18 protein-coding genes are annotated in these 21,634 nt (G+C 68.8%); 11 read left to right on the forward strand and 7 right to left on the reverse strand.

The genetic code is table 11. The annotated features are described in order from the left end of the window. The first annotated feature begins 336 nt into the window (after positions 1-336). The 8 genes from EV644_RS19220 (at position 337) to EV644_RS19255 (ending at position 8,256) form a co-directional block, all read left to right on the forward strand. Entirely contained in the window at positions 337-1,785 is a 1,449-nt protein-coding gene (locus tag EV644_RS19220) for an AMP-binding protein (RefSeq protein WP_132189662.1), read from the forward strand. Continuing rightward, entirely contained in the window at positions 1,782-2,018 is a 237-nt protein-coding gene (locus EV644_RS19225) for a glutaredoxin family protein (protein WP_132189663.1), read from the forward strand. Before EV644_RS19220 ends, EV644_RS19225 begins: the two co-directional genes overlap by 4 nt. Before the next feature lie 136 nt (positions 2,019-2,154). Next, complete coding sequence (locus EV644_RS19230) at positions 2,155-2,913, forward strand: redox-sensing transcriptional repressor Rex (RefSeq protein ID WP_132189664.1); 759 nt, start codon at positions 2,155-2,157, stop codon at positions 2,911-2,913. Between the two features lie 73 nt (positions 2,914-2,986). Next, entirely contained in the window at positions 2,987-4,354 is a 1,368-nt protein-coding gene (locus EV644_RS19235; RefSeq protein ID WP_132189665.1) for a glutamyl-tRNA reductase, read from the forward strand. Then, a complete protein-coding gene (hemC, locus tag EV644_RS19240; RefSeq protein ID WP_132189666.1) occupies positions 4,351-5,232 on the forward strand; it encodes a hydroxymethylbilane synthase in 882 nt (293 codons plus the stop codon). The genes EV644_RS19235 and hemC overlap by 4 nt, the downstream gene beginning before the upstream one ends. Positions 5,233-5,321: 89 nt before the next feature. Further along, the gene (locus tag EV644_RS19245) at positions 5,322-6,986 is read left to right on the forward strand and encodes a bifunctional uroporphyrinogen-III C-methyltransferase/uroporphyrinogen-III synthase (RefSeq protein ID WP_132189667.1); all 1,665 of its coding nucleotides are present in this window, start codon (positions 5,322-5,324) and stop codon (positions 6,984-6,986) included. Positions 6,987-6,990: 4 nt separating this feature from the next. Then, on the forward strand, positions 6,991-7,971 hold the full coding sequence (gene hemB / locus EV644_RS19250; protein ID WP_132189668.1) for a porphobilinogen synthase: 981 nt from the start codon (positions 6,991-6,993) through the stop codon (positions 7,969-7,971). Positions 7,972-8,001: 30 nt separating this feature from the next. Next, positions 8,002-8,256: a hypothetical protein gene (locus tag EV644_RS19255; protein WP_132189669.1), complete on the forward strand. Its 255-nt coding sequence runs from the start codon at positions 8,002-8,004 to the stop codon at positions 8,254-8,256. A gap of 77 nt (positions 8,257-8,333) precedes the next feature. Here the strand turns inward: EV644_RS19255 and EV644_RS19260 are convergent, their stop codons facing one another. From EV644_RS19260 to EV644_RS19290, 7 genes are all read right to left on the reverse strand, one after another. Further along, entirely contained in the window at positions 8,334-9,587 is a 1,254-nt protein-coding gene (locus EV644_RS19260; RefSeq protein WP_241998375.1) for an MFS transporter, read from the reverse strand. A 130-nt stretch (positions 9,588-9,717) separates the two neighbouring features. Then, complete coding sequence (locus tag EV644_RS19265; protein WP_132189670.1) at positions 9,718-10,242, reverse strand: dihydrofolate reductase family protein; 525 nt, start codon at positions 10,240-10,242, stop codon at positions 9,718-9,720. A 99-nt stretch (positions 10,243-10,341) separates the two neighbouring features. Continuing rightward, positions 10,342-11,199 carry a carbohydrate ABC transporter permease gene (locus EV644_RS19270; RefSeq protein WP_132189671.1) on the reverse strand — a complete coding sequence of 286 codons (858 nt, stop codon included), beginning with the start codon at positions 11,197-11,199 and terminating at the stop codon, positions 10,342-10,344. After that, a complete protein-coding gene (locus EV644_RS19275) occupies positions 11,189-12,130 on the reverse strand; it encodes a carbohydrate ABC transporter permease (RefSeq protein WP_132189672.1) in 942 nt (313 codons plus the stop codon). Before EV644_RS19275 ends, EV644_RS19270 begins: the two co-directional genes overlap by 11 nt. Beyond that, a complete protein-coding gene (locus tag EV644_RS19280) occupies positions 12,127-13,383 on the reverse strand; it encodes an ABC transporter substrate-binding protein (RefSeq protein WP_132189673.1) in 1,257 nt (418 codons plus the stop codon). Before EV644_RS19280 ends, EV644_RS19275 begins: the two co-directional genes overlap by 4 nt. 12 nt (positions 13,384-13,395) lie before the next feature. Then, positions 13,396-14,991: an FAD-dependent oxidoreductase gene (locus tag EV644_RS19285; RefSeq protein ID WP_132189674.1), complete on the reverse strand. Its 1,596-nt coding sequence runs from the start codon at positions 14,989-14,991 to the stop codon at positions 13,396-13,398. Further along, positions 14,992-16,020, reverse strand: a complete 1,029-nt coding sequence (locus tag EV644_RS19290) for a LacI family DNA-binding transcriptional regulator (protein ID WP_132189675.1) — start codon at positions 16,018-16,020, stop codon at positions 14,992-14,994. 221 nt (positions 16,021-16,241) lie between these two features. On the opposite strand from EV644_RS19290, the gene EV644_RS19295 reads away from it, so the two are divergent. The 3 genes from EV644_RS19295 to EV644_RS19305 all read left to right on the forward strand — a co-directional run bounded on the left by EV644_RS19295 (position 16,242) and on the right by EV644_RS19305 (position 21,633). After that, positions 16,242-18,131 carry a hypothetical protein gene (locus EV644_RS19295; RefSeq protein ID WP_132189676.1) on the forward strand — a complete coding sequence of 630 codons (1,890 nt, stop codon included), beginning with the start codon at positions 16,242-16,244 and terminating at the stop codon, positions 18,129-18,131. Between the two features lie 154 nt (positions 18,132-18,285). After that, a complete protein-coding gene (locus tag EV644_RS19300) occupies positions 18,286-19,236 on the forward strand; it encodes a hypothetical protein (protein ID WP_132189677.1) in 951 nt (316 codons plus the stop codon). A 36-nt stretch (positions 19,237-19,272) separates the two neighbouring features. Further along, positions 19,273-21,633: a carbohydrate-binding protein gene (locus EV644_RS19305; RefSeq protein ID WP_132189678.1), complete on the forward strand. Its 2,361-nt coding sequence runs from the start codon at positions 19,273-19,275 to the stop codon at positions 21,631-21,633. The last annotated feature ends 1 nt before the right edge of the window (position 21,634 follow it).

Consider the following 21,634-nt stretch of genomic DNA (forward strand, 5'->3'; position numbering starts at 1 on the left):
CCGCCGGCTGGTTGCCTGCGCAGGACGCAGTAGCCCGCCGTCCGGGTTGACCGCACACGGATCCCCCACCACCCCGGGCCTCGCAAGGTCGTTCGCCGAGCCCGGGCAGGTCGGTGCGCGGGCCAGGTCCAGGCCCTCGTGCGACGCCGGTGCGCGGACGTCGTCCGACTTCACCGGGCGGTGGCGGCTATCGCCCGGGAGTACACCTCTACAGCCCCCGTCACGCGTGCCTGCAATCGATCCCAGTACTCCGGTGAGGCGGAGCCGGCGCGCAGTTCACACGTCTTAGGTCGAGTCACAGAGAGCACCCTAATGGCCTCGTGGCAGACTCGCCTGGTGAACTTCAACTTCGCGGACACTCTTCGTGACACAGCGCGAGGTCACGGCGATCGTCTCGCGCTGGTAGACGGCGACCGGCGGCTGACCTGGGGTCAGCTCGACACGGCGGTGAACGCGGCTGCCCAGGGGTTCGCGGCGGCCGGGCTCGTCCCGGGGTACCGGGTGGTGCTGCTGATGGCCAACAGCGTCGAGTTCATCACCTCCTACCTGGGAAGTCTTCGCGCCGGGCTGGTCGCCGTACCGCTGAACACGGGCCTGACCAAGACCGAGGTCGGCCACGTGATCGCGCACTCCGGCGCCCGGATCGCGGTCACCGACGGGGACCTCGCGGACAAGGTCGAGGGCATCCGGGTGGTCCGTCCCGGCGAGCTGACCGGTCACGCTCCGCTTACGCCGCAAACCGATCCGGAGGCACTCGCCGTCCTGCTCTACACGTCCGGGACGAGTGGTGAGCCGCGCGCCGCGATGCTCACCCACCGGGCGCTCGGCGCGAACGTGAAGAACCTCGCCGACCTGGGCGAGGACCGGATGGGCCCGGACGACGTCGTGCTCGGCGTGCTGCCGATGTTCCACGCGTTCGGCCTGAACGCGGTGCTCGGCTGGGCCGTCGCCACCGGCGCGGCGCTCATCCTCGAGCGGCGGTTCGACTCGACCGCCACGATCGACCTGGTCCGCCGGTACGGCGTAACGCGGCTGCCGCTGGCTCCGCCGGCGCTGAACGCGTTCCTCGCCCGGCCCGATCTGAAGGACGCGCTCGAGACGGTGAAGGTGGTTCTCACCGGCGCCTCGACGCTCGAGCGCGGGCTCGCGGAGCGGTTCGAGCAGGCCACCGGGTTGTTCGTGCACCAGGGATACGGGCTGACCGAGGCGTCGCCAGGTGTCACCACCACGCTCGGCGAGGACGACCCGAAGCCGGGCTCGGTCGGCCGGCCCCTGCCGCATGTCGAGCTCCGGATCGCCGACGAGCTGGGCGAGGACGTCGAGGGCGACGACCCCGGCGAGATCGTGATCCGCGGCGGCAACCTGTTCTCGGGGTACTGGCCGGACAGCGTGGACGGGCCGGACGACGAGGGCTGGTACCGCACCGGCGACGTCGGTTACCTCGACGCCGACGGGGACCTGTTCCTGGTCGACCGGCTCCGTGAGCTGATCATCGTGTCCGGGTTCAACGTCTTCCCCAGCGAGGTGGAAGAGGTCCTGGTCAGCGCCCCCGGAGTACGGGAGGCAGCTGTGATCGGCGTGCCGTCCGAGGAGACCGGCGAGGCGGTGAAGGCGTTCGTGGTACCGAAGACCGGCGCGGCGCCGAATCCCGCCGAGATCCTGGAGTACGCCAGGACGCGGCTGGCGCGGTTCAAGTGCCCGGTGGAGATCGAGGTGGTCGACCACCTGCCGCACTCGGTCACCGGCAAGGTCGCCAAGGGCAGGTTGCGGGAGGCGGACCGGTGAGGGTCACGCTGTACGGGAAACCGGGCTGCCATCTCTGCGACGACGCCCGGGCGATCGTCGAGCAGGTCTGCGGCGAGCTCGGGGTCGGCTGGACCGAGATCGACATCACCCAGGACCCCGCGTTGTTCGAGCAGTACGGCGAGCAGATCCCGGTCACCTTCGTCGACGGCCGCCAGCACGACTTCTGGCGGGTGGACCCGCTCAGGCTGAGGAAGGCCTTGACAACTCAGTGATCTTCGCCGGGCGGCCACTAGTGACATCCGTCATGGGTGTCCTCGCCGATTTTGTTCTCACGTTCACAAGCTCCTAGAGTGGGGTAGTCGCCAGCCGTGAGGCGGTGACTTGCGAACCACCATTTCCAGGAGAATTGTGACGCCTGCCCGCAGCCGTCGCCCCGGCGCGCCGACGAGAACCGAACGCGGCATTCCCGAGGCCACTGTCGCGCGCTTGCCGGTGTATCTGCGGGCCCTGACCGCGCTGTCGGACAGTGGCATCGCCACCGCGTCGAGCGAGGATCTCGCGACCGCGGCCGGCGTCAACTCGGCCAAGCTCCGCAAGGACCTGTCCTACCTCGGTTCCTACGGCACCCGCGGCGTCGGCTACGACGTGGAGTACCTGCGCTACCAGATCGCCCGCGAGATCGGCGTCACCCAGGACTGGGCCGTGGTCATCGTCGGGATCGGAAACCTGGGCCACGCGCTGGCGAACTACTCCGGCTTCGGCACCCGCGGCTTCCGGATCGTGGCGCTGCTGGACGCCGACCCGAGCCTGGTCGGCGAGCGGATCGGCGAGATGGTGGTCCGCGACTTCGCCGAGCTCGAGGAGATCGTCGCCTCCGACCGGGTCTCGATCGGCGTCATCACCACTCCGGCCGGCCCCGCCCAGGAGGTCTGCGACCGCCTGGTCGCCGCCGGGGTGACGAGCATCCTGAACTTCGCGCCGGTGGTGCTGTCCGTGCCCGACGGCGTCGACATCCGCAAGGTGGACCTCTCGATCGAGTTGCAGATCCTGGCGTACCACGAACAACGAAAGTCCGGAGAGGCGGCGCTCCCCGAGGTGCCCGAGCTACCAGCGACGATGAACGGTCTGACCGATCTGCCTAGCGTGGGTGGGGGTGTCGGAGCGTGAGGGAGCGCAGCGAGCGAACCAATAAACACAGCGAGTCCAGTTCATGCGTGGCCGACGCGGAGCGAGGTCGCAAATGAGTTACCTGGTCGTCGGCATCTCGCACCGCAGCGCGGAGATCTCGGTCCTGGAACGGGTCGCGCTCGACCCGGACGCCGCGACGAAGCTCGCGCTGGCCGTGCAGCACACCCCGGCGGTGACCGAGTCGGCCGTGCTCGCCACCTGCAACCGCACCGAGGTCTACGCGAACGTCGACCGCTTCCACGCGGGCATGGACGAGGTCACCGCGATCCTCTCCGACATCACCGGCGTGCCGCTGCTGGACCTGGCCGAGCACCTCTACGTGCACTTCGAGGAGGGCGCCGTCGCGCACCTCTTCCAGGTCGCGGTCGGCCTGGACTCGATGATCGTCGGCGAGAGCCAGATCGTCGGCCAGGTGAAGGAGACGCTGCGCGTCGGCCAGGACCTGGAGACGATCGGCACCGGCCTGAACGCCCTGCTCCAGCACGCGTTGCGGGTCGGTAAGCGCGCCCGCGCCGAGACCGGCATCGACTCTGCCGGCCGCTCGGTGGTCTCGGCCGGACTCGAGGCCGTCGGCGGATTCGCCGGTCGCCGCGCGCTGGTGGTCGGCGCCGGTTCGATGGCATCCCTGGCCGCCCAGACCTTGCTCGCCGGCGGCGCGACGAGCGTCACTGTCGCGAACCGCAACTTTGATCGTGCCGTCGCCCTGACAGACCGCGTCGGCGGTACTGCGATCCGCCTGGCCGAGGTTCCGGACGCGCTGACCGAGGCCGACCTGGTCGTGTCGTGCACCGGCGCGCGCGGCGTAGTACTGACCGAGGAGATGGTCCGGAACGCGGCGGACGGACGGCCGTTCGGCGTACTGGACGTGGCACTTCCGCGCGACGTCGACCCCGCCGCGGCGCGGATCCCCGGCGTCACGCTGGTCACCCTGGCGGACCTCGCCGGTACCGCGGGCGGCAGCGAGCACGACGTCGAGGAAGTACGGCGGATCGTCGGCGAGGAGACGGGTGCCTTCGAGGCGACCCGGCGGGCCGCGTCCGTCACGCCGACCGTGGTCGCGCTCCGGGCGATGGCAAGCGAGCTCGTCGACGCCGAGCTGGCCCGGCTGGACCGCAAGCTGCCGGGGCTCGACGACGTCCAGCGCGGCGAGGTGGCCCGGACCATCCGCCGGGTGGTCGACAAGGTGCTGCACACCCCGACCGTGCGGGTGAAGGAACTCGCCGCGGATCCGGGCGGACCGACGTACGCGGAGGCGCTGCGCGAGCTCTTCGCGCTGGACCCCGCGACGGTCGACGCGGTCACCGCCCCCAACGCAACGCCGAAGACGGCCCATGATCCGGCCGCTGATCCGGCCCGTGATTCCGCCCTTGATCCCGCACAGCATTCGGCACCGCAGATCACCGGAGGTGAGTCCGCATGATCCGGCTCGGTACCCGCCGCTCCGCGCTCGCGACCGCCCAGGCGACCCAGGTCGCCGACAGCCTGCGGGCTCTCGGGCACGAGGTCGAGCTGGTGCCGATCGTGACGACCGGCGACACCAGCAAGGCGCCGCTGGAGCAGATCGGCGGCACCGGCATCTTCGTCAGCGCGCTGCGCGACGCCCTGCTGGCCAACCAGATCGACATCGCGGTGCACTCGCTCAAGGACCTGCCGACCACGCCGCTCGACGGCCTGACGATCGGCGCCGTCCCGCAGCGCGAGGACCCCCGCGACGTACTGGTCGCCCGCGACGGCCTGACCCTCGGCGAGCTGCAGACCGGCGCCCTGGTCGGGACCGGTTCACCCCGCCGGGTCGCGCAACTGGAGGCGCTCGGACTGGGTCTGGAACTGACGGGCATCCGCGGCAACGTGGACAGCCGGATCGCGATGGTCGCCGAGGGCAAATTGGACGCGGTGGTGCTCGCGAGGGCAGGGTTGGCCAGGTTGGGCCGGCTTTCGGAGGTCACCGAGACGCTGGACCCGATCCAGGTTCTGCCGGCACCGGGGCAAGGCGCCCTGGGTATCGAATGCCGCGCCGACGACGTCGCGGTACTGGCAGCTCTCGCTCCGCTGGAGGATCCCGCGGTACGCGCCGCGGTGACCGCGGAACGGCAGTTGCTGGCCACGCTCGAGGCAGGGTGCACGGCTCCGGTCGGCGCGCTCGCCGAGGTGGTCGAAGGTGAGGACGGGCCGGAGCTGTGGCTCCGGGGAGCGCTCGGCCAGGAGGGCGGCGTACGGCGGCTGTCGGCGAACGGGCCGGTGGACGACCCACGGGCCCTCGGGCGGGCACTCGCGAACGAGTTGCTGGAGCAGACATGACACCGGCACGGGGAACGACGGGCAGCAGCGGGACGAGCACGCGTGGGATTCAGAGGACGAGCAGGACAAGGGCAAAGGCGACAGCAGACGTGAGCAGCGCGAAGACAGCGGCCACCAAGGCACCCCAGAAGGTGCCGGCGAAGATCGCAGCCAGCACCACGACGGTCAAGCAGGTCAGACCGCTCGGGCACGTCACGTTCGTCGGCGTCGGACCGGGCGACCCCGCCCTGCTGACGCTGGCCGGCCGCGACGTGCTGGCGAACGCCGACGCGGTGGTGGTGGAGGGTCCCGAGCACGACGCGTTCCTGGCGTACTGCAAGCCGGGCGTCGAGATCGTGGACGGCTCCGGCGCGGAGGGCAGCCGGGCGCTGCGGGTCGCGGCCCGCGCCCGCCTGGTGGTGAAGACCGCCAAGGCCTCGGCGAACGTGGTCCGCCTGCTCACCGGCGACCCCTTCACCTTCTCCAGCGGAGCCGAGGAGGCCGCCGCCTGCCGCAAGGCCGGGATCGGCTTCAACGTGGTTCCCGGTGTGAGCGAGGTCAGCGCGGTTCCGACGTACGCGGGCATCCCGCTGACGATGAAGGGCGACCGCGAGGTCACCGTGCTCGACCTGGCCGAGTCCAAGCTCGACTTCACCCGGCTGCACCCGAAGCAGACCCTGGTGCTGCTGAACGCGGTCGACGTGCTGAAGGAGACCACCACCGCGCTGATCGAGGCCGGCTTCGACGCCGGTACTCCGGTCGCCGCGACCGTCGGTGGCACCACCACGGCGCAGACCAGCGTGGTCGGCACCCTGGGCACGATCGTGGCCGACCTGCGCGCGGCCAAGCTGACGGGTGAGGCCGTCATCGTGGTCGGCGCGGTCGTCGAGCAGCGCGAGTCGCTCAGCTGGTTCGAGACCAAGCCGCTGTTCGGCTGGCGGATCCTGGTGCCGCGCACCAAGGACCAGGCCGGACCGCTGATGGACCGGCTGCGCCGCTACGGCGCGATGCCGGAAGAGGTGCCGACGATCTCCGTCGAGCCGCCGCGCAACCCGCAGCAGATGGACAAGGCCATCCGCGGCCTGGTCGAGGGCCGGTACGAGTGGGTCGCCTTCACCTCGGTGAACGCGGTCAAGGCGGTCCGGGAGAAGTTCGACGAGTACGGCCTGGACGCGCGCGCCTTCTCCGGCCTGAAGATCGCCGCGGTCGGCGAGAAGACCGCCGAGGCGATCGGCGCCTGGGGCATCCGGCCGGACCTGCTGCCGTCGGGCGAGCAGTCCGCCGCCGGGCTGGTCGAGGACTGGCCGCCGTTCGACGAGGTGCTCGACCCGATCAACCGGGTCTTCCTGCCCCGCGCCGACATCGCCACCGAGACGCTGGTGGCCGGCCTGACGGATCTCGGCTGGGAGGTCGACGACGTCACGGCGTACCGGACCGTCCGGGCCGCTCCGCCGCCCGCGCCGACCCGCGAGGCGATCAAGTCCGGCAAGTTCGACGCGGTCGTCTTCACCTCGTCCTCGACGGTGCGCAACCTGGTCGGCATCGCCGGCAAGCCGCACGCGTCGACGGTGATCGCGGTGATCGGCCCGGCGACCCTGAAGACCGCCGAGGAGCACGGCCTGCGCGTGGACGCGATGGCCGAGTCCCCGTCGGCCGAGGAACTGGCCGACGCTCTGGCTCGATTCGGCGCCGAGCGGCGTGACACCATGATCGAGGCCGGTGAACCGGTCACCCGCCCGTCCGAGCGCCGCTCGGGCTCACGTAGGAAGAGCTAGGTCAGTGACTGGTTTCCCGGGTGTCAGGCCGCGGCGGCTCCGGTCGTCCGCGGCAATTCGCAGGCTGGTCTCCGAGACCACGCTCGAGCCTCGTCAGTTGATCCTGCCGATGTTCATCCGGGAAGGCGCGCGCGAGCCGATCGCGATCAGCTCCATGCCGGGCGTCTACCAGCACACCCGCGAGACCGCCCGCAAGGCGATCGCCGAGGCCGCTCAACTCGGACTCGGCGGCGTGATGCTCTTCGGGGTGCCGTCGTCCAAGGACGAGGTCGGCTCCGGGGCGGTGGATCCGGACGGGATCCTGAACGTGGCGATCCGGGACGCTGTCTCCGAGGTCGGCGATGACCTGCTGGTGATGTCGGACCTCTGCCTGGACGAGTTCACCTCGCACGGGCACTGCGGCGTACTGGACTCTGCCGGCCGGGTGGACAACGACGCGACGCTCAAGATCTACGCGGAGATGGGCGTAGCCCAGGCTTCCGCCGGTGCGCACGTCGTGGGGCCGTCCGGGATGATGGACGGCCAGGTCGGCGCGATCCGTACTGCGCTGGACGCGGCCGGGCATCTCGACACGGTGATCCTGGCCTACGCCGTGAAGTACGCGTCGGCCTTCTTCGGTCCGTTCCGCGAGGCCGTGGACTCGTCGCTGCAGGGCGACCGGAAGACCTACCAGCAGGACCCGGCCAACGCACGCGACGCTCTGCGTGAGGTCGATCTGGACGTGGCCGAAGGCGCGGACATCGTGATGGTGAAGCCGGCGCTGGCGTACCTCGACATCATCCGCCAGGTCCGCGACCACGTGAACGTACCCGTTGCGGCGTACAACATCTCGGGTGAGTACGCGATGGTCGAGGCCGCTGCTGCGAATGGCTGGATCGATCGCGAGCGCGCGATCATGGAAACCCTCACCTCGATCCGCCGAGCCGGCGCCGACACCATCCTCACCTACTGGGCCTCCGAAGTCGCCCAACTCCTCCACCGCTGACCCAAACGCGAGTACAGCACTGGGAGCGGTTTGTTCGCGATCCGGGCCCACCGCCTGTACGACCCGGGCTACGAAGGCTGCGGCTTCTGGGAATGCTGCCCGCCCTGGTACGAAGTCCGCGCCATCCTCACCACCACCGCCAACTTCCCCGCCGAGACGCCCGCCGCCCCCGGGCCCGACTCGACCGCCTGGACGAGCTGTGGTGAGGAGTTCCGTACCGAGGGACAGGTAGTTGTGCCATCGCTCAACCGAGGTCAGGCTCGGCTGTGGTCGGCGTGGGGCTGAATTGGCGACTACTACCTGTCGATCGGTACGGCGTTGCCGGCGTTCGGGGGAAACCGACGGCCTGCTCAGGCGCAGCTTCACCCCCGGACGTCAGCCGGTTGATCAGACTTGGCGTCGTACCGGCGGAAGGTCTTGTTGGTACTGAGGGCGAGGATGCCCAGGACGCAGGCGGCGCCGCCGGTGATGATGCTGGTGACCGGGCCGAAGAGGCCGGCTACCGCGCCGGCGCGGACGTTGCCCAGGTTGGGGCCGCCCAGGCCGATGATGAAGTCGAGGGAGTTGAGGCGGCCCCGGAGTTCGTCGGGGGTGTTGGTCTGCAGGATGGTGGCGCGGAAGACGGTGGTGACGATGTCGGCGGCGCCGGCGATGGCGAGGAAGGTGACAGCCAGCCAAAGGTTGTGGGTCAGGCCGACGCTGCCGATGCCGGCGCCCCAGACGGCGACCGAGATGAGCATCGCTCGGCCTTGGTGGCGGATGTGGCCGAGAGGGCCGGAGAGTACTGCGGCGATCAGGCCGCCAATGCCGATGCCGGCGAACAGGTAGCCGACGGTTTGTGGGCCGCCGCCGAAGTGGGTGGCGGCGAGGGCGGGGAAGAGGGCGGTCGGCATCGCCAGGACGGTTGCGTTGAGGTCGATCAGGAAGATCATCCCGATCGGTTTGTGGTTCACCGCGTACTTGAGGCCCTTGACCACCGACCGCAGACCGACACTCGAGCCGCCGCCCTCGGGTGGCATCGGTGGCAGTCGCTGGACGCTCACCATGACGGCTGCGAAGGTCAACGCATCGATCCCGTACGCCGCTTCGAGGCCGACCGTGGCGACCAGTACTCCGGCCAGCACCGGCGCGGCGATGATCGCGACCTGGAAGGACAACTGGCTCAACGCGGCAGCGGCCGGAAGTCGTTCGAGCGGGAGTACGCGCGGGATGAACGTCCGGCGTGAGGGGGTATCGACCGCGCTCAGCGCCGCGGCGGTTGCCGTGAGCAAGTAAAGCAGCCAGACCTGCTGCCACTCGAGCAATGCCTGCAGGGCGAACACGAACGACACCAGCATCAGCCCGCTGCTGGTGAACAGCACCAGCCGCCGCCGGTCGACCGCGTCCGCGATCGAGCCGCCGAACAACCCGAGCAGCAGGGTCGGAACCAGGCTGGCGAGGCTGATCGCGCCGACCGCCACCGACGAGCCGGTCAGGTCGTACATCTGGATCGCGACCGCGACCATGGCCATCAGGCTGCCGATCGAGGACAGCGACTGCCCGGCCCAGAGCCAGCGGAACTCCACCGACTCCCGCAGCGGCGTCACATCGGCGAACAACCTCCGGGCTCCAGGCACAAGGACCGATTATCGTCCGCCGCTCGCCCGCCGACCACCCAATTACCCATCACCCACCCCCGACCAGCACCGGGACCGGAGTACAGGTCAGCGGTGCCGGTCTCGACCAGCGGCGGGATCGGAGTACGGGTCAGCGGTGGATGGTGTAGTCGGATTGGATCAGGCCGGCGCCCAGGGTTCGGGTGGCGTTGTGGGTGAGGGAGATGTCGTGGTCGAGCTCGCCGAACAGCGGGATGCCCTGGCCGAGGAGGACCGGGACGACGGTGATGGTGAGCTCGTTCAGCAACCCGGCCCGCAGGAACGTCTGTACTACGCGGCCGCCGTCTGCGTAGATCCGCTTGGCGCCGCGGTCGTCCAGCGTCTGGACCAGTCCTTCGATGGTCCGGTGCACGATGATCCGCTCGTCGGCGTCCACCGGCAGGGTGCTGCTGAGCACCTCGACCTGCTTGCCCTCGTACGGCCAGAAGCCGAAGGTGAGGACCTTCTCGTAGGTGTTCCGGCCGAGCACGACGGTGTCGACCGCCGCCATGAACTCGTCGTACCCGGTGTCGCCGGCCTTCTCACCCCGCTCGGTGAGCCAGTCGATCGACCCGTCAGGGCGCGCGATGAATCCGTCGAGGCTGGTCGCGATGAAGACCGCGGCATGGAAAGTCACCTTTCCTTTGTACAGCCTGCCACCGACACCACACACCGAGGGACCGGTACTCCGGGCGTCAGCACCCCGTTCACGTGCTCCCGGCCCAGCCTCCCTGGCTCAGCCCTTCAGGCCTGCTTGGGCCAGGCCTTCTACGAACTGGCGTTGGGCGAGGATGAAGATGATCAGGACCGGGAGGGCGCTGAGGGTGGCGGCCGCGAGCTGGACGTTCCACAGGGCGCCGCCGTACGCGTCGACGTACTGGGTGAGGGCCTGGGGGATGGTGAACTTGTCCTTGCTGGAGAGGAAAACGATCGGTTCCAGGTAGAGGTTCCAGCTGTGCAAAAAGGTGAAGATCGAGACGGCGCCGATCGCGGGGCGGGCCAGCGGGAGCGACACCTGCCAGAACAGCCCGAGCCGGCCGAGCCCGTCGACCCGCCCGGCCTCCTCGAGCTCCTTCGGCAGGGTGATGAAGAACTGCCGCATGATGAAGGTGGCCAGCACGCTGGGCGCGCCGAGCATCGGGATCAGGATCAGCGGCCAGTGGGTGTTCACCAGGCCGAGCGAGTCGAACATCCGGTAGAGCGGGATGATCGTCACCTCGTTCGGCACCAGCAGGCCGGCCAGCACGATCACGAAGACCACTCCGGCGCCGCGGAACTTGATCCGCGCGAAGGCGTAGCCGGCCAGGGACGACACCACCAGCGTGCCGAGGGTGACGATCACCGCGATGTACAGGCTGTTCAGGTACTGCCGGCCGAACGGCTGCAGCTCGAACACCTGCCGGTACGCGTCCAGCGTCGCCGAGCGCGGCAGCAGCGACGGCGGGAACGCGAAGATCTCGTTCACCGGCTTCAGCGAGGCCGTCGCCATCCACCAGGTCGGGAAGACGAACGGAATGCAGCAGACCAGCAGGACGGAGTACACGATGAGCTTGCCGCGGCGGCTCAGCCCGGAGACGGACGACTTACGACTCATGGAACACCCACCTCCGACGCATCCTCCACTGGAGAACCGTCAACGCGAGCACGATGACGAACAGCAGCAGCGAGATCGTCGCGCCGTAACCGAAGTGATGGAACTGGAACGCCTGCTGGTACAGGTAGTAGACGAGCACGGTGGTCGAAGTACCAGGCCCGCCCTGCGTCAGTACTGCGATCTGCGCGAAGACCTGGAGTGACCCCACTACCGTGAGGATCGACGTCAGCAGGATCGTCGGGCTGATCAGCGGCACGGTGACCCGGCGGAACCGCGCCCAGGCCGACGCGCCGTCGATCCGAGCCGCCTCGTAGAGTTCGGCCGGAACCCCTTGCAGGGCAGCGAGAAACAGGACCATGTTCAACCCGACGCCCTTGAACAGCTGCACCACGATCACCGAGATCATCGCCGTCGCGTCGCCACGCAGCCAGTTCGGCCCGTTGATCCCGACCAGGTCGAGGAACCCGTTGATCCCGCCGTTGTCCTGCAGCAGGAATCCCCAGACGATCGTCCAGGCGACCAGCGTCACCACGACCGGCGAGAAGAACAACGTCCGGAAGACGACGGTGCCGCGGAGCTTCTGGTTGAGCAGCACCGCGAGGAACAAGGCGAGACTGAGGTTCAGCACCACAAGGCCGGCAGAGAACAGTCCGGTCGCCCGGAGCGCCGGACCGAGCCGCGGGTCCGACGCCAGAGCCTTGAAGTTGTCACCGCCGACGAAGTCGAAGGTGCCGGCCAGCACGTTCCACTCGTGCAGGCTGTACCAGACCACCAGCCCGAGCGGAACGATGACGAAGGCAACGATCCCGGCCAGCTGGGGCGCGACGAACAGCCAGCCGGCCAGCTCGTCGCGCCGCCGCATGGTCCAGTACGGCGCCCGCTCGGCGGGCGGGTCGGGCGCCGCCACTTGCTTGTCCAGAAGGATCGTCATTTGCTCAGCAGCGGGTTGATCTTCGTGCACACCCCGGACAGGACCGCCTTCACGTCGGCGTCGGGCTTCCACAGCGGGTCGAGCGCGGCCCGGACGGTCTGCTGGAGCTCGGCGTAGCCGGTGTGGCCCGTCTTGATGTCGCCGCGTTCGATGCCGTCGATCACCACACTCTGCAACTGCGCCGGCTTGAGCAACGGGTTCGCCTTGGCCAGCAGGTCCGTCGTCAGCTGCGACTTGCGCGGCGGCGGGAAGAACTGCGCGAGCTTGGCCGAATTCTCCTGGTTGGTGAAGTAGGCCAGGAACTTCTTCGCCTCGTCGGCGTGCTTGCCGCGCTTCAGAACGCCGATCCCCGCCTGGCCGACGACGGAGTACTCACCGGCCGGGCCCTTCGGCAGCGGCACCAGGTCCCACTTGAACTTCGCCTTCTCCAGCAGGGCGGCGCGGCTGATCTGGGTGAGCACCATCGAGGCGTCGCCGGCGAAGAAGTCGGTGGTCCGGCCCGGGCCGGGCATCGCCTTGTCGGTGAAGACCATCTTGTGGATGAACGTCATCGCGCCGACCATCTCGGGCTGGTCGAATCCGCAGGTCTTGCCGTCCTCGCTCCACGGCCGCGCGCCCCAGCCGGCCCAGATCGTGTTCAGCGTGTCCCAGCCCTTGTAGTCGAAGTCGCCGACCACGATGCCGCCCTTGCCGGTCTTCGCCTGTACCGCGGCGCCGGTGGCGACGGCCTGCTCCCAGGTCCACGTTCCGGCCGCGATCTGCTGGGCCGGGGTCGGTCGTCCGGCCGCCGTCACCAGGTCGGTGTTGACGAAGACGCCCAGCGGCGAGGTGGAGAACGGGTACGCGAAGAGCTTGCCGTCCTGCTCCCAGGTGGCGGTTGCACTCGGCAGCAGATCCGCGTCCTTGTCGATCTCTTCCAGCGCACCGGAGGAGACGAAGTCGGGCGCGGTGCTCTCCAGGATCCAGGCCAGGTCGGGCGCGTTGCCGCCGCCGATCTGGGTGGTCAGCGCGGTCGTGTAGGTGTCGAACGGGATCGACTCGAAGGTGATCTTCCCGACCTCCGGGTGGTCCTTCTTGTAGGCGGCGGCGATCTGGTCGAACAACGCCGTGTGCTTGGCGTTCGCGCTCCAGATCGTCATCCGCAGGTCGACCGGGCCGGACGCGCCGGCATCGTCGCCGGAGCCGCCACCGCAGCCGGCCAGCGCCAGCAGAGCTGCGGCCACACCGGCCGCGGTCAGCGTTCGGAGTTTCATCTCAGTCCTCCATCAGTAGCCGGTGACGTCCGGCCAGCTCAGTTCGACGCCCTGGGCGACCAGCCGTGCCTGGAAGTCGCTGAGCAGAGCAGGGGAGTTGCGGACCGCGCGCGGGCTGACGCCGCGGTCCAGGCAGAAGGCGGCTAGCAGCCCAGCGGCCTCGCCGACGTTCCACTCGACCGGGTGCAGCCGGTAGCAGCCGTTGGTGATGTGGGTGGTGCCTATGTTCTTGCCGGCCGGCAGCAGGTTCTCCACCCGCTGCGGGATCAGCGCCCCGAGCGGGATCCGGAACGGGCTGCTGGCCACGTCGATGTAGTTGTCGCCGCCCGTGGAAGGGTGCAGGTCGATCCGGTACATCCCGATACCGACGCTGTCGGAGTACTCGACCGCGCCCTTCGCACCCCGTACTGCGACCGACAGGTCCTGCTCGACGATCGTGTACTCCGCGGCGATCCGCCGGGCCTCCCGGATGTACGGCGCCTGGGCCAGCCCGTCGGTGGAGCCGAGCAGATCCCCCCGCAGACGGAGTCCGCGGAAGCCGGTCCCGCCGTCAGGCCGGGGAGCCTCGGTCTGCAACCAGTAGAAGACCGCCTGCGACAGTTCGCGGGCCCCGGCCAGATGCTTCTCCGCATCCGGTACGTCGATCACCGGGCCCTCGAGGTAGTCGATCATCGGCCAGTTCACCAGGCAGATGTCGCTCTCGTAGGCACCGGGTACGAAGTGCCGCCGCGCCGCGATCCGCCGGAAGGTCCACAGATTCGTGTCGCCGCCGGTACGTCGCTGGTCCGCGACCACCGCGAGCGGATCGTCGTCCGGGTTCGGCGTGAACGTGCGCCGCGAGGTAACCAACGTGCGCGGATCCGGTGCGTTCCACGACAGCATCCGGTCGCCCCAGAACGGCGGCTGGTAGTTCCGCCAGAACGGGTAGTTGGCCGGCGCGTTCCCGACCTGGTCGCCACCCACGTGGTCCACCGCGAAGCAGAACGAGACGGCCTGCATGTTCAGCGGCTGCGCCTCGTCCGGCGCACTCGGCTCACCGGTGACGGCCTGCGACTCGAAGCCGGTCACGTACTCCGTGCCCGTGAGCGGCAGGAGCTCGCCGGTCTCCGTGGCGTCCAGCACGTAAGGCGCAGTCAACGTGAGCTGGTCGCCCGTGTCTCGATGCTGCACGACCACGGAGGTGACCCGGTCGCCGTCGGTGTCGGCCGAGACCGGCTTGTACGGCTGGAGCACCTGCAAGCGGCGGCTGGCGCGGTACGGAGCGAGCATGGACTCCAGGACTGCCAGGGCGACTCGCGGTTCATGGCAGAGCTTGGACACGTACCCCGCGCCCGGGTTGAGCTCCGCGACGGCTCTGGAGGCTTCGGTCAGCGGGTAGTGGCGCCGGTAGTAGTCCCGGATGCCCTCGCGGAGTTGCCGGTAGGAGGCGGTGATGCCGAACTGCTCAACCCAGGTGTGCTCGTCGGGCGGCACGGCCTGGCTGGTCAGCTGACCCCCGAGCCAGTCGTACTCCTCGGTCATCACGACCGAGCGACCGGCGCGCAGGGCGGACAGGGCCGCGGCGACACCGCCGAGCCCGCCACCGATGACCAGGACGTCCGTTTCCATTCATGAACCCTTCGGCTTGGCGAGGGTGCTTCCCTCAACTAGTTCGCAGGACAGCAACTGCTGGGTCTCGGCCTCTTCGCCGGACAGGATCGCCTCGAGCAGGCCGACCGCTTGCCGGCCCATCTCCTTGCGTGGGATGTGGAAGCCGGAGTAGTCGGCATCACTCGGCACCGGCCGACTCGCATCACCGAGCGCGACCACCGAAAGATCCCCCGGTACGTCGAGCCCGCGCTGCCGCGACGCCTCGGCGATCGTCGCCGCATCCGCCAGATCCTCGACGAACACCGCCGTCACCTGACGAGCCAGCAACTCATCCAGCACGTCACCCAGCTCGCGATCCGCTGGAGAGAGGTGGAGGCCGCGTGAGGCGATCTGGTGGAACCCGCGGAGGCGATCGGCTGAGGACTCCGCGCCTTCGCCGGGGCCTACGAAGGCGAGTCGCTCATGACCGAGCTGGAGGGCCCGGGCGGTGACCGTGGCCGTCGCGCTCACGTAGTCGGCGCCGACGTACGGGATGGTGGCGCGAGCGTCGGGGAGTTCGGGGTCGTCGCGGCGGCCGACGGAGACGAAGGGGTACTTCTCGGCGACCAGGCGGCTGAGTTCCTCGGCGGGGATGCGGCGGCCGAGCAGGAGCGAGCCGTCCGCGATCCGGAGCCGGTTGTTCTCGTGGAAGACGCGGCGTCGGCCATCCGTCACGGGGGCGCTGGTGAACAGCAGCAGGTCGCAGCCGAGCTCCTCGGCGCTCTCCTCGATACCGCTCAGGAACGGGTGGTAGAAGTCCGCGCTCGCACTCGGGAACACCGACTCGTAGGTGAACACCCCGAGGATCTGGTTGCGCTGCTGCAGCAACCGACGAGCGAGTGGATCGGCGACGTACCCGGTCTCGCGGATCACCTTCAGCACCCGGTCGCGGGTCTCGGCCGGGATCCGCGCGGACGCGGCCGTGCGGTTGTTCAGCACCAGGGAGACGGTCGTCTGGCTCACCTTCGCCAGCCGGGCGATGTCGCGCTGGGTCAGCCGGTTCGTCATCGCCACCTCCCTTGAGTAATACGTATTGCCGGGCGTTGATCGGGAACGCTAGACCGCGCTGTCAGCAGCCGTCAAGAGTGGATCGACCTAGTAATACGAATTAGCACCGGCCTGCTCTTGACGCCACCGAGCACCGGACAGGAAACTCCTCGACCAGGGCAACCGCTTACCAAGCCGCTCCGCCCTCAACCTGCCGTCTCCGCCTGGACCAGGAGTGCCGCATGACCCTGAACCGCCGCACACTGCTCGCCGGTGCCTCCGCTGCCGCCGTAGCCCCAGCTCTCACAGCCACTCTCCCCGCTCACGCGGCCCTTCCCGCTCGTACCACCGCAGCCGCCGGGTCCCTCCCGCTGCTGCAGCCACTCCCCGCTGGTGCTCCCGATCGGCGGTTGTTCGCGCCGTTGGAGCAGCGGTTCGCGCCGTACCTGACGATCCTCGCGCCGATGGTGAACGACATCGTCGACGCCGACCCCGCGACGTACGGGTTCATGGGTGGGGGCTGGTGGCGGACGCCGGCGCAGCCGTTCAACGCGCGGGTGCAGGAGCACGTTTTCACGCTCAGCTGGTTCTACGCCAACAAGCGCGCCTGGAACCCGTACTACCGCGATCCCGCGCTGCTCGGGCGACTCGACGCGGCGCTGCGGCACTACCTGAACCTGCAGAACCCCGACGGCTCATGGCCGGAGTACGCGCCGGGGGAGCGGGGCAAGGCGTCGAGCGGCTTCGGCCTCGGCTACCTCGCCAAGACGCTGGCGAATCTCCGCCAGGCCAGCGCCCTACCCACCCGCCGCGCCGAGCTGGAAGTTGCCCTGCGTAAGGGAGTCGCGTGGTACCTCGAGCCGAGCAACGGTGTCGTCTGGGATGACCCGTTCCAGTACACGAACCAGGCGGTCGCGGGCGTGGCCGGCTCAGCGCTCTCGCTCACCCTGTTGCCGGATCGCGCGCTGTGGCTGCGACTTCAGGAGCGCATCCGGTACGTCGCGCGCTGGGCACAGAGCCCGGCCGGATTCTTCTACGACCCGCGCGGGATGGACATCAACTACAACTTCGAGGTGATGCTGCCGGAGATGGCCGAGCTGCACCTGCTCACGGGCAACCCAGCACTCGTCAACATGACCCGGAAGTTCAGCGACTGGTTCGGCTACAACCTGCTGCGCGAGCCCGACGGATCCGGCTGGCTCACCTACTACGCCGTCTCCGACCGCACCGCGACCGCCTACTACGACGACGTGATCCCGGACCCGGACCGGACGAACCTCGGCTCGCTCTTCGTCCCCGCAGTACCGGAGCTCGGCGCCTTCTTCACCTCACGGGAAGACCGAGCGGCGACCCGTGCGGCGTGGGCGGCCGATCCGGCGCCGGTACCGCCGCTTGTCAAGCAGGACACCTCGCCGCGGATCATCGCGCACGCGCCGTACGGCGAGCGGTTCCCGAGCAGGTCGGCCAAGGGTGCTGCGATCGCCCGGATCCCGTACCTCCGCAAGGACTCCTTCACCGAACTCCGTCGCGACGAGGTGGAGAACCAGCATTACCTCTACGTACGCCGCCCCGGCCTCTATCTGGGCGCGTACTTCGGAACCCGCGCGGGTAGTGCCGTCAAGGCAGGCACCGGCTTCCTCTGGCATCCGCAGGCCGGCACGGTGATCCACTCCCAGCAGACCGCCACCGGCTGCTGGGGAACGGTCCGCGCGGGCAAGGCCGATGCCGACAGCAACCTGGTTGCCGAGTACCCCTCGAAGGACCTGGTCCGCTACCGCACCACCGACTCGACGGTCGCGACAGAACTCGTCATCGGTCACGCCTCGGTGACCCGCCGGGTGACGGCGACGACGGCCGCCACCGAACAGATCCCCCTCGTCCTGCAGCCAGGTGATGAGGTCGTCTTCTCGGACGGCACGCGTGTCCCCTACAACGAGAGCCGTACCACGTCCGCCGACGGCCTGGTGATCCGTCGGGGGCGCACCACGATCAGCATCACCTGGACCGGCGTCCGCGCGGCGTCCGTCTCGACCTCGACCCGCACCTACCTCCGCGATCAGCGCCGCCGCATCCACGTCCTCCGCATCCCGCACGACGGCACCCTCGACACGACCGTGCGGACGGAGGCGTAGCCGGATGGATCAGCTCAGCCGCCGCACGTTCCTCACCGTCAGTGGTACCGCGTTCGCCGGCGCGGCCGTGTTCGGCATCTCCGGCGGAGTCCTGTAGGCCGAGGCCGTCGGCGGACCCAGCGGCGCCTCGATCACCCGGCGAGGCAAGACCTGGGTGCTGGAGAACGACGTCCTCCGCGTCAAGCTCGACGCGTCCGCCGGCGGTGTGCGGATCACCAGCATCTACAACAAGGAAGCTGGTCAGGACTACCTGACGTCCCGGCAGCCGTTGTTCTCGTACGAGTTCGACGGCACGACCTCGATCACGGCCGAGAACGGCTGGGAGCTCCTCGCACCGCGCGTCAGCGACCTGTGGATGCACACGGTCCAGGGCCGGGTGAAGGTCGGCCGCGAGCTCCGCATCCCCTTGCGCAGAACGGCTCCGCAGTCCATCACCGTCACCGCCGTCTTCGACCTGTACGACGGCCGCTCGGGCTGGCGTTTCCACACTCTGATCCGCAACGACTCGCCCACCAAGACGTCGATCACCAACTCCACCGTCCTGGCACTCGGTCTGCCGGATCGCCCGCACCGGCTGCACTACCCGCCGAACATGCGCTGGAAGAGCACCATCGGCTCACTCTCACCCGTCCCCGAGGGCAAGGCGGAACTGCCCAAGAAGGTCATCACCGTGTACGCCGAGGGGCACGGGTGGAGCCTCAGCCCAGAGATGAACTGGAAGACCCAGCGCGGCAAGGGGAACTACGCAGGCGAGTACATGCTGCCGCCCTTCGCGGCGCTCAACGCGTGGCACGAGATCGACCACGTCCGGGTGACGACCAACCCGCAGTCCCTGCAACTGGTGCTGTTCCCCGGTGAGGAGTTCGAGTATCTCTCGGTGAACCTGAGCGTGTTCACCGGTGACGTGATCGACGCGAAGATGGCCGAGGAGGAGCACTTCCGCCGGCGGTTCCGCTACAACAACGTCAGCACGCTGTTCAATACCAACGACTGGGACTACCGCGGCGGCCCGGGCAGCACACTGCCGGACAACTACTACTACGACGTGATCATCCCGAAGGCCAAGCGAGCCCGGTTCGACCTGGTGATGCTCGACGACCTGTAGAACACCACCCGCGACAGCATCGAGCCGAGCGCGGTGATGGCGAAATCGATCCGCAGCCTGGACGAGTTCTCCCGGACCGTCACGGACAACGGGATGCGACTCGGGCTCTGGTACAGCCTCAGCGGCGGTGGTCACGTGGAAGGCCGGGACCTCGCGGATCCCGCGCAGTTGCAGGAGAAGGGGGCGCGGATCGAGACGCTGATCACGCAGTACCGGATGAGTCATCAGATGATCGACCTGACGGAGTGGTGGCAGAACGAGTCCGTCACGACCTACTCGCACCCGAGTGACAACGTCTATCGCAAGGCGGTCCTGAGCCGTCGGCTGCTGAACGACCTGGTCGAGAAGTACCCGCACTACCTGCCGAAGGTGACGAGCGAACTGGACATCTGGCCGACCCAGGGCGACCGGAACACCAGCCTGATGCATGTCGCCTACAACGGCTGGAACACGGCCAACGGTGGTATCACCGGTGAGGATCTCTCGCTGCGGACGGCGGTCACCGGCTTCGGGCACCTGCCGATGAGCTCGGCGTACATGAACGACGGTCAGCTGACAGGCCGGATGGAGGACTACTACTCCTACCTGGCCGTGCGGAACGTGAAGTTCGGGCAGGACCCCGGCAAGCCCGGCACCTGGCCGGACGCGGCGGTCGACCTGATGGGCGCGTTCAACCGCTGGCGCAAGCACCCGCGCGTCGCCCGGCTGACCGAACAGCCCTTCCGGCCGGTGTACCTCGGCAGCGGCTGGGACGGTACGACGTGGAACTCGAGCAGCGGGCCGTTCGTGTGGTTGTGGACCGACGACGATGGCCGGGAAGCGCTGGTGATCGCCACCGGTAAGGGTGGATACGCGTCGACCGTGGTCGCCGATCTGCGCTGGCTGCGGCCGGGTCGGAGCTACGCGGTCGCCGACATCAGCCTGGACGACGACAGCTCCCATACCTACGCCTATCGGGGCACCTTCAGCACCGAGGAGTTGAAGGAGTTCCCGATCGACCTGCGAACGAACACCTCGCGCGGCAAGGCATTCTGGATCCACGAGACCCAGGGCAAGAACGTCCAGGTCCTCTATCCCGACGAGGACATCACCTCGTTCCAGCAGCAGGGATCGGCTCAGCGGATCGAGTTGAAGCTAACGGGGACTGCTGGCGCGCAGGCAGTCGTGGTCGTCGTCGATCCGCGGACGAACCGCGGTCTGGCCAAGCCGATCCAGCTCAGCGCAGCGGGCAAGGCGACGGCCACGATCAAGGCGTCCGAGCTGTTGCCGCCCGCACCCGTCAGCAAGGTCTTCGCCGAGCCGATCTACTGCGAGGCCGAGTTCTTGCCACGGACCACCGATGCCACCGCGACGGAGATCAGCGAGCCGAACGCGAGCAACGGCGCGTGGATCCTGGCCAACCTCACCGCCGTCGGGCAATCGATCGAGTACACGGTCGACGTCCCGGCAAACGGCCTCTACCAGGTGGACGTGCGCTACAAGGAGAACGAGTCCCGCGGACGCAGCCAATTGGCGGTCGACGGCACCGCGCTCGGCCCGGAGGCGGACCACTTCCAGCCGCGCGGCATGTACAAAGGGATCGAGTTCCGCGAACGCCGGCAGGGCAACCTGCAGCTCACCAAGGGCAACCACGTGTTTCGCTTCACCTCGACGGGGCGGACCGGAACGAGCTATGCGGTCGGCGTCGACTACCTGAAACTCACTCCGACCGCCACTCCGGCTCGGCTCACCTTCGAGGCGGAGACCTCGTTCACCGCGACGAGCGCCACGGTGGCGACAACAGCGGACCCGGCTGCCTCGAGGGGCCAGTGGCACGCGCTCAAGGCAACCACCGTCGGCGACTGGGTCGAGTACTCCGTAGCCGTTCCGTTGGCCGGGCGTTATCGGATCAGCTCAATGGTCAAGGTCCATGCCGAAAGGGGCCAGGCGCAACTACTGGTCAACGGCAACCAGCTCGGCGAGGTCTTCGACGAGTACCTGGCGCCCGCCGATGGTTCCTACCAGTATCGCGAGGTGACCCATGGCGAGGTCGACCTGCCGGCGGGATCCGTCGTACTGCGGTATCGGGTGACCGGCCGCAACCAGGCGTCGGCGTCGTACGGGCTGGCGACCGACCAGATCCTGCTCAGCCCGGTGCCGCGGTTGACCCTAGCGGGCAAGGGGAATCTCCGAGTCGGCGAGCAGGCGGCGTACACGGTCGGGTACCTGCAGTTCGAGCCGTACTACGCGCAGAACCGGTACCTGCTGTGGACCGTTGAGCAGGAGAGCACTCCGGGAGTCCTGACGATCGACCAGAACGGGGTCGCGCACGCGGCGGCGCGCGGCAGCGCCGTAGTACGAGTGACCAGCCAGATCGACCCGACCGCCACCGCGACGGTCGCGGTGACGGTCGGCTGAG

The organism is Kribbella orskensis (assembly GCF_004342085.1).
Taxonomy (GTDB): Bacteria; Actinomycetota; Actinomycetes; order Propionibacteriales; family Kribbellaceae; genus Kribbella; species Kribbella orskensis.

Bases quoted from the DNA above. Each gene is read 5' to 3' on its own strand.
- EV644_RS19305 (WP_132189678.1), top strand. From the start codon at position 19,273: ATGGCGAAATCGATCCGCAGCCTGGACGAGTTCTCCCGGACCGTCACG.
- EV644_RS19285 (WP_132189674.1), bottom strand. From the start codon at position 14,991: ATGGAAACGGACGTCCTGGTCATCGGTGGCGGGCTCGGCGGTGTCGCC.
- EV644_RS19290 (WP_132189675.1), bottom strand. From the start codon at position 16,020: ATGACGAACCGGCTGACCCAGCGCGACATCGCCCGGCTGGCGAAGGTG.
- hemC (WP_132189666.1), top strand. From the start codon at position 4,351: ATGATCCGGCTCGGTACCCGCCGCTCCGCGCTCGCGACCGCCCAGGCG.
- EV644_RS19280 (WP_132189673.1), bottom strand. From the start codon at position 13,383: ATGAAACTCCGAACGCTGACCGCGGCCGGTGTGGCCGCAGCTCTGCTG.
- EV644_RS19235 (WP_132189665.1), top strand. From the start codon at position 2,987: ATGAGTTACCTGGTCGTCGGCATCTCGCACCGCAGCGCGGAGATCTCG.
- EV644_RS19295 (WP_132189676.1), top strand. From the start codon at position 16,242: ATGACCCTGAACCGCCGCACACTGCTCGCCGGTGCCTCCGCTGCCGCC.
- EV644_RS19270 (WP_132189671.1), bottom strand. From the start codon at position 11,199: ATGAGTCGTAAGTCGTCCGTCTCCGGGCTGAGCCGCCGCGGCAAGCTC.
- EV644_RS19275 (WP_132189672.1), bottom strand. From the start codon at position 12,130: ATGACGATCCTTCTGGACAAGCAAGTGGCGGCGCCCGACCCGCCCGCC.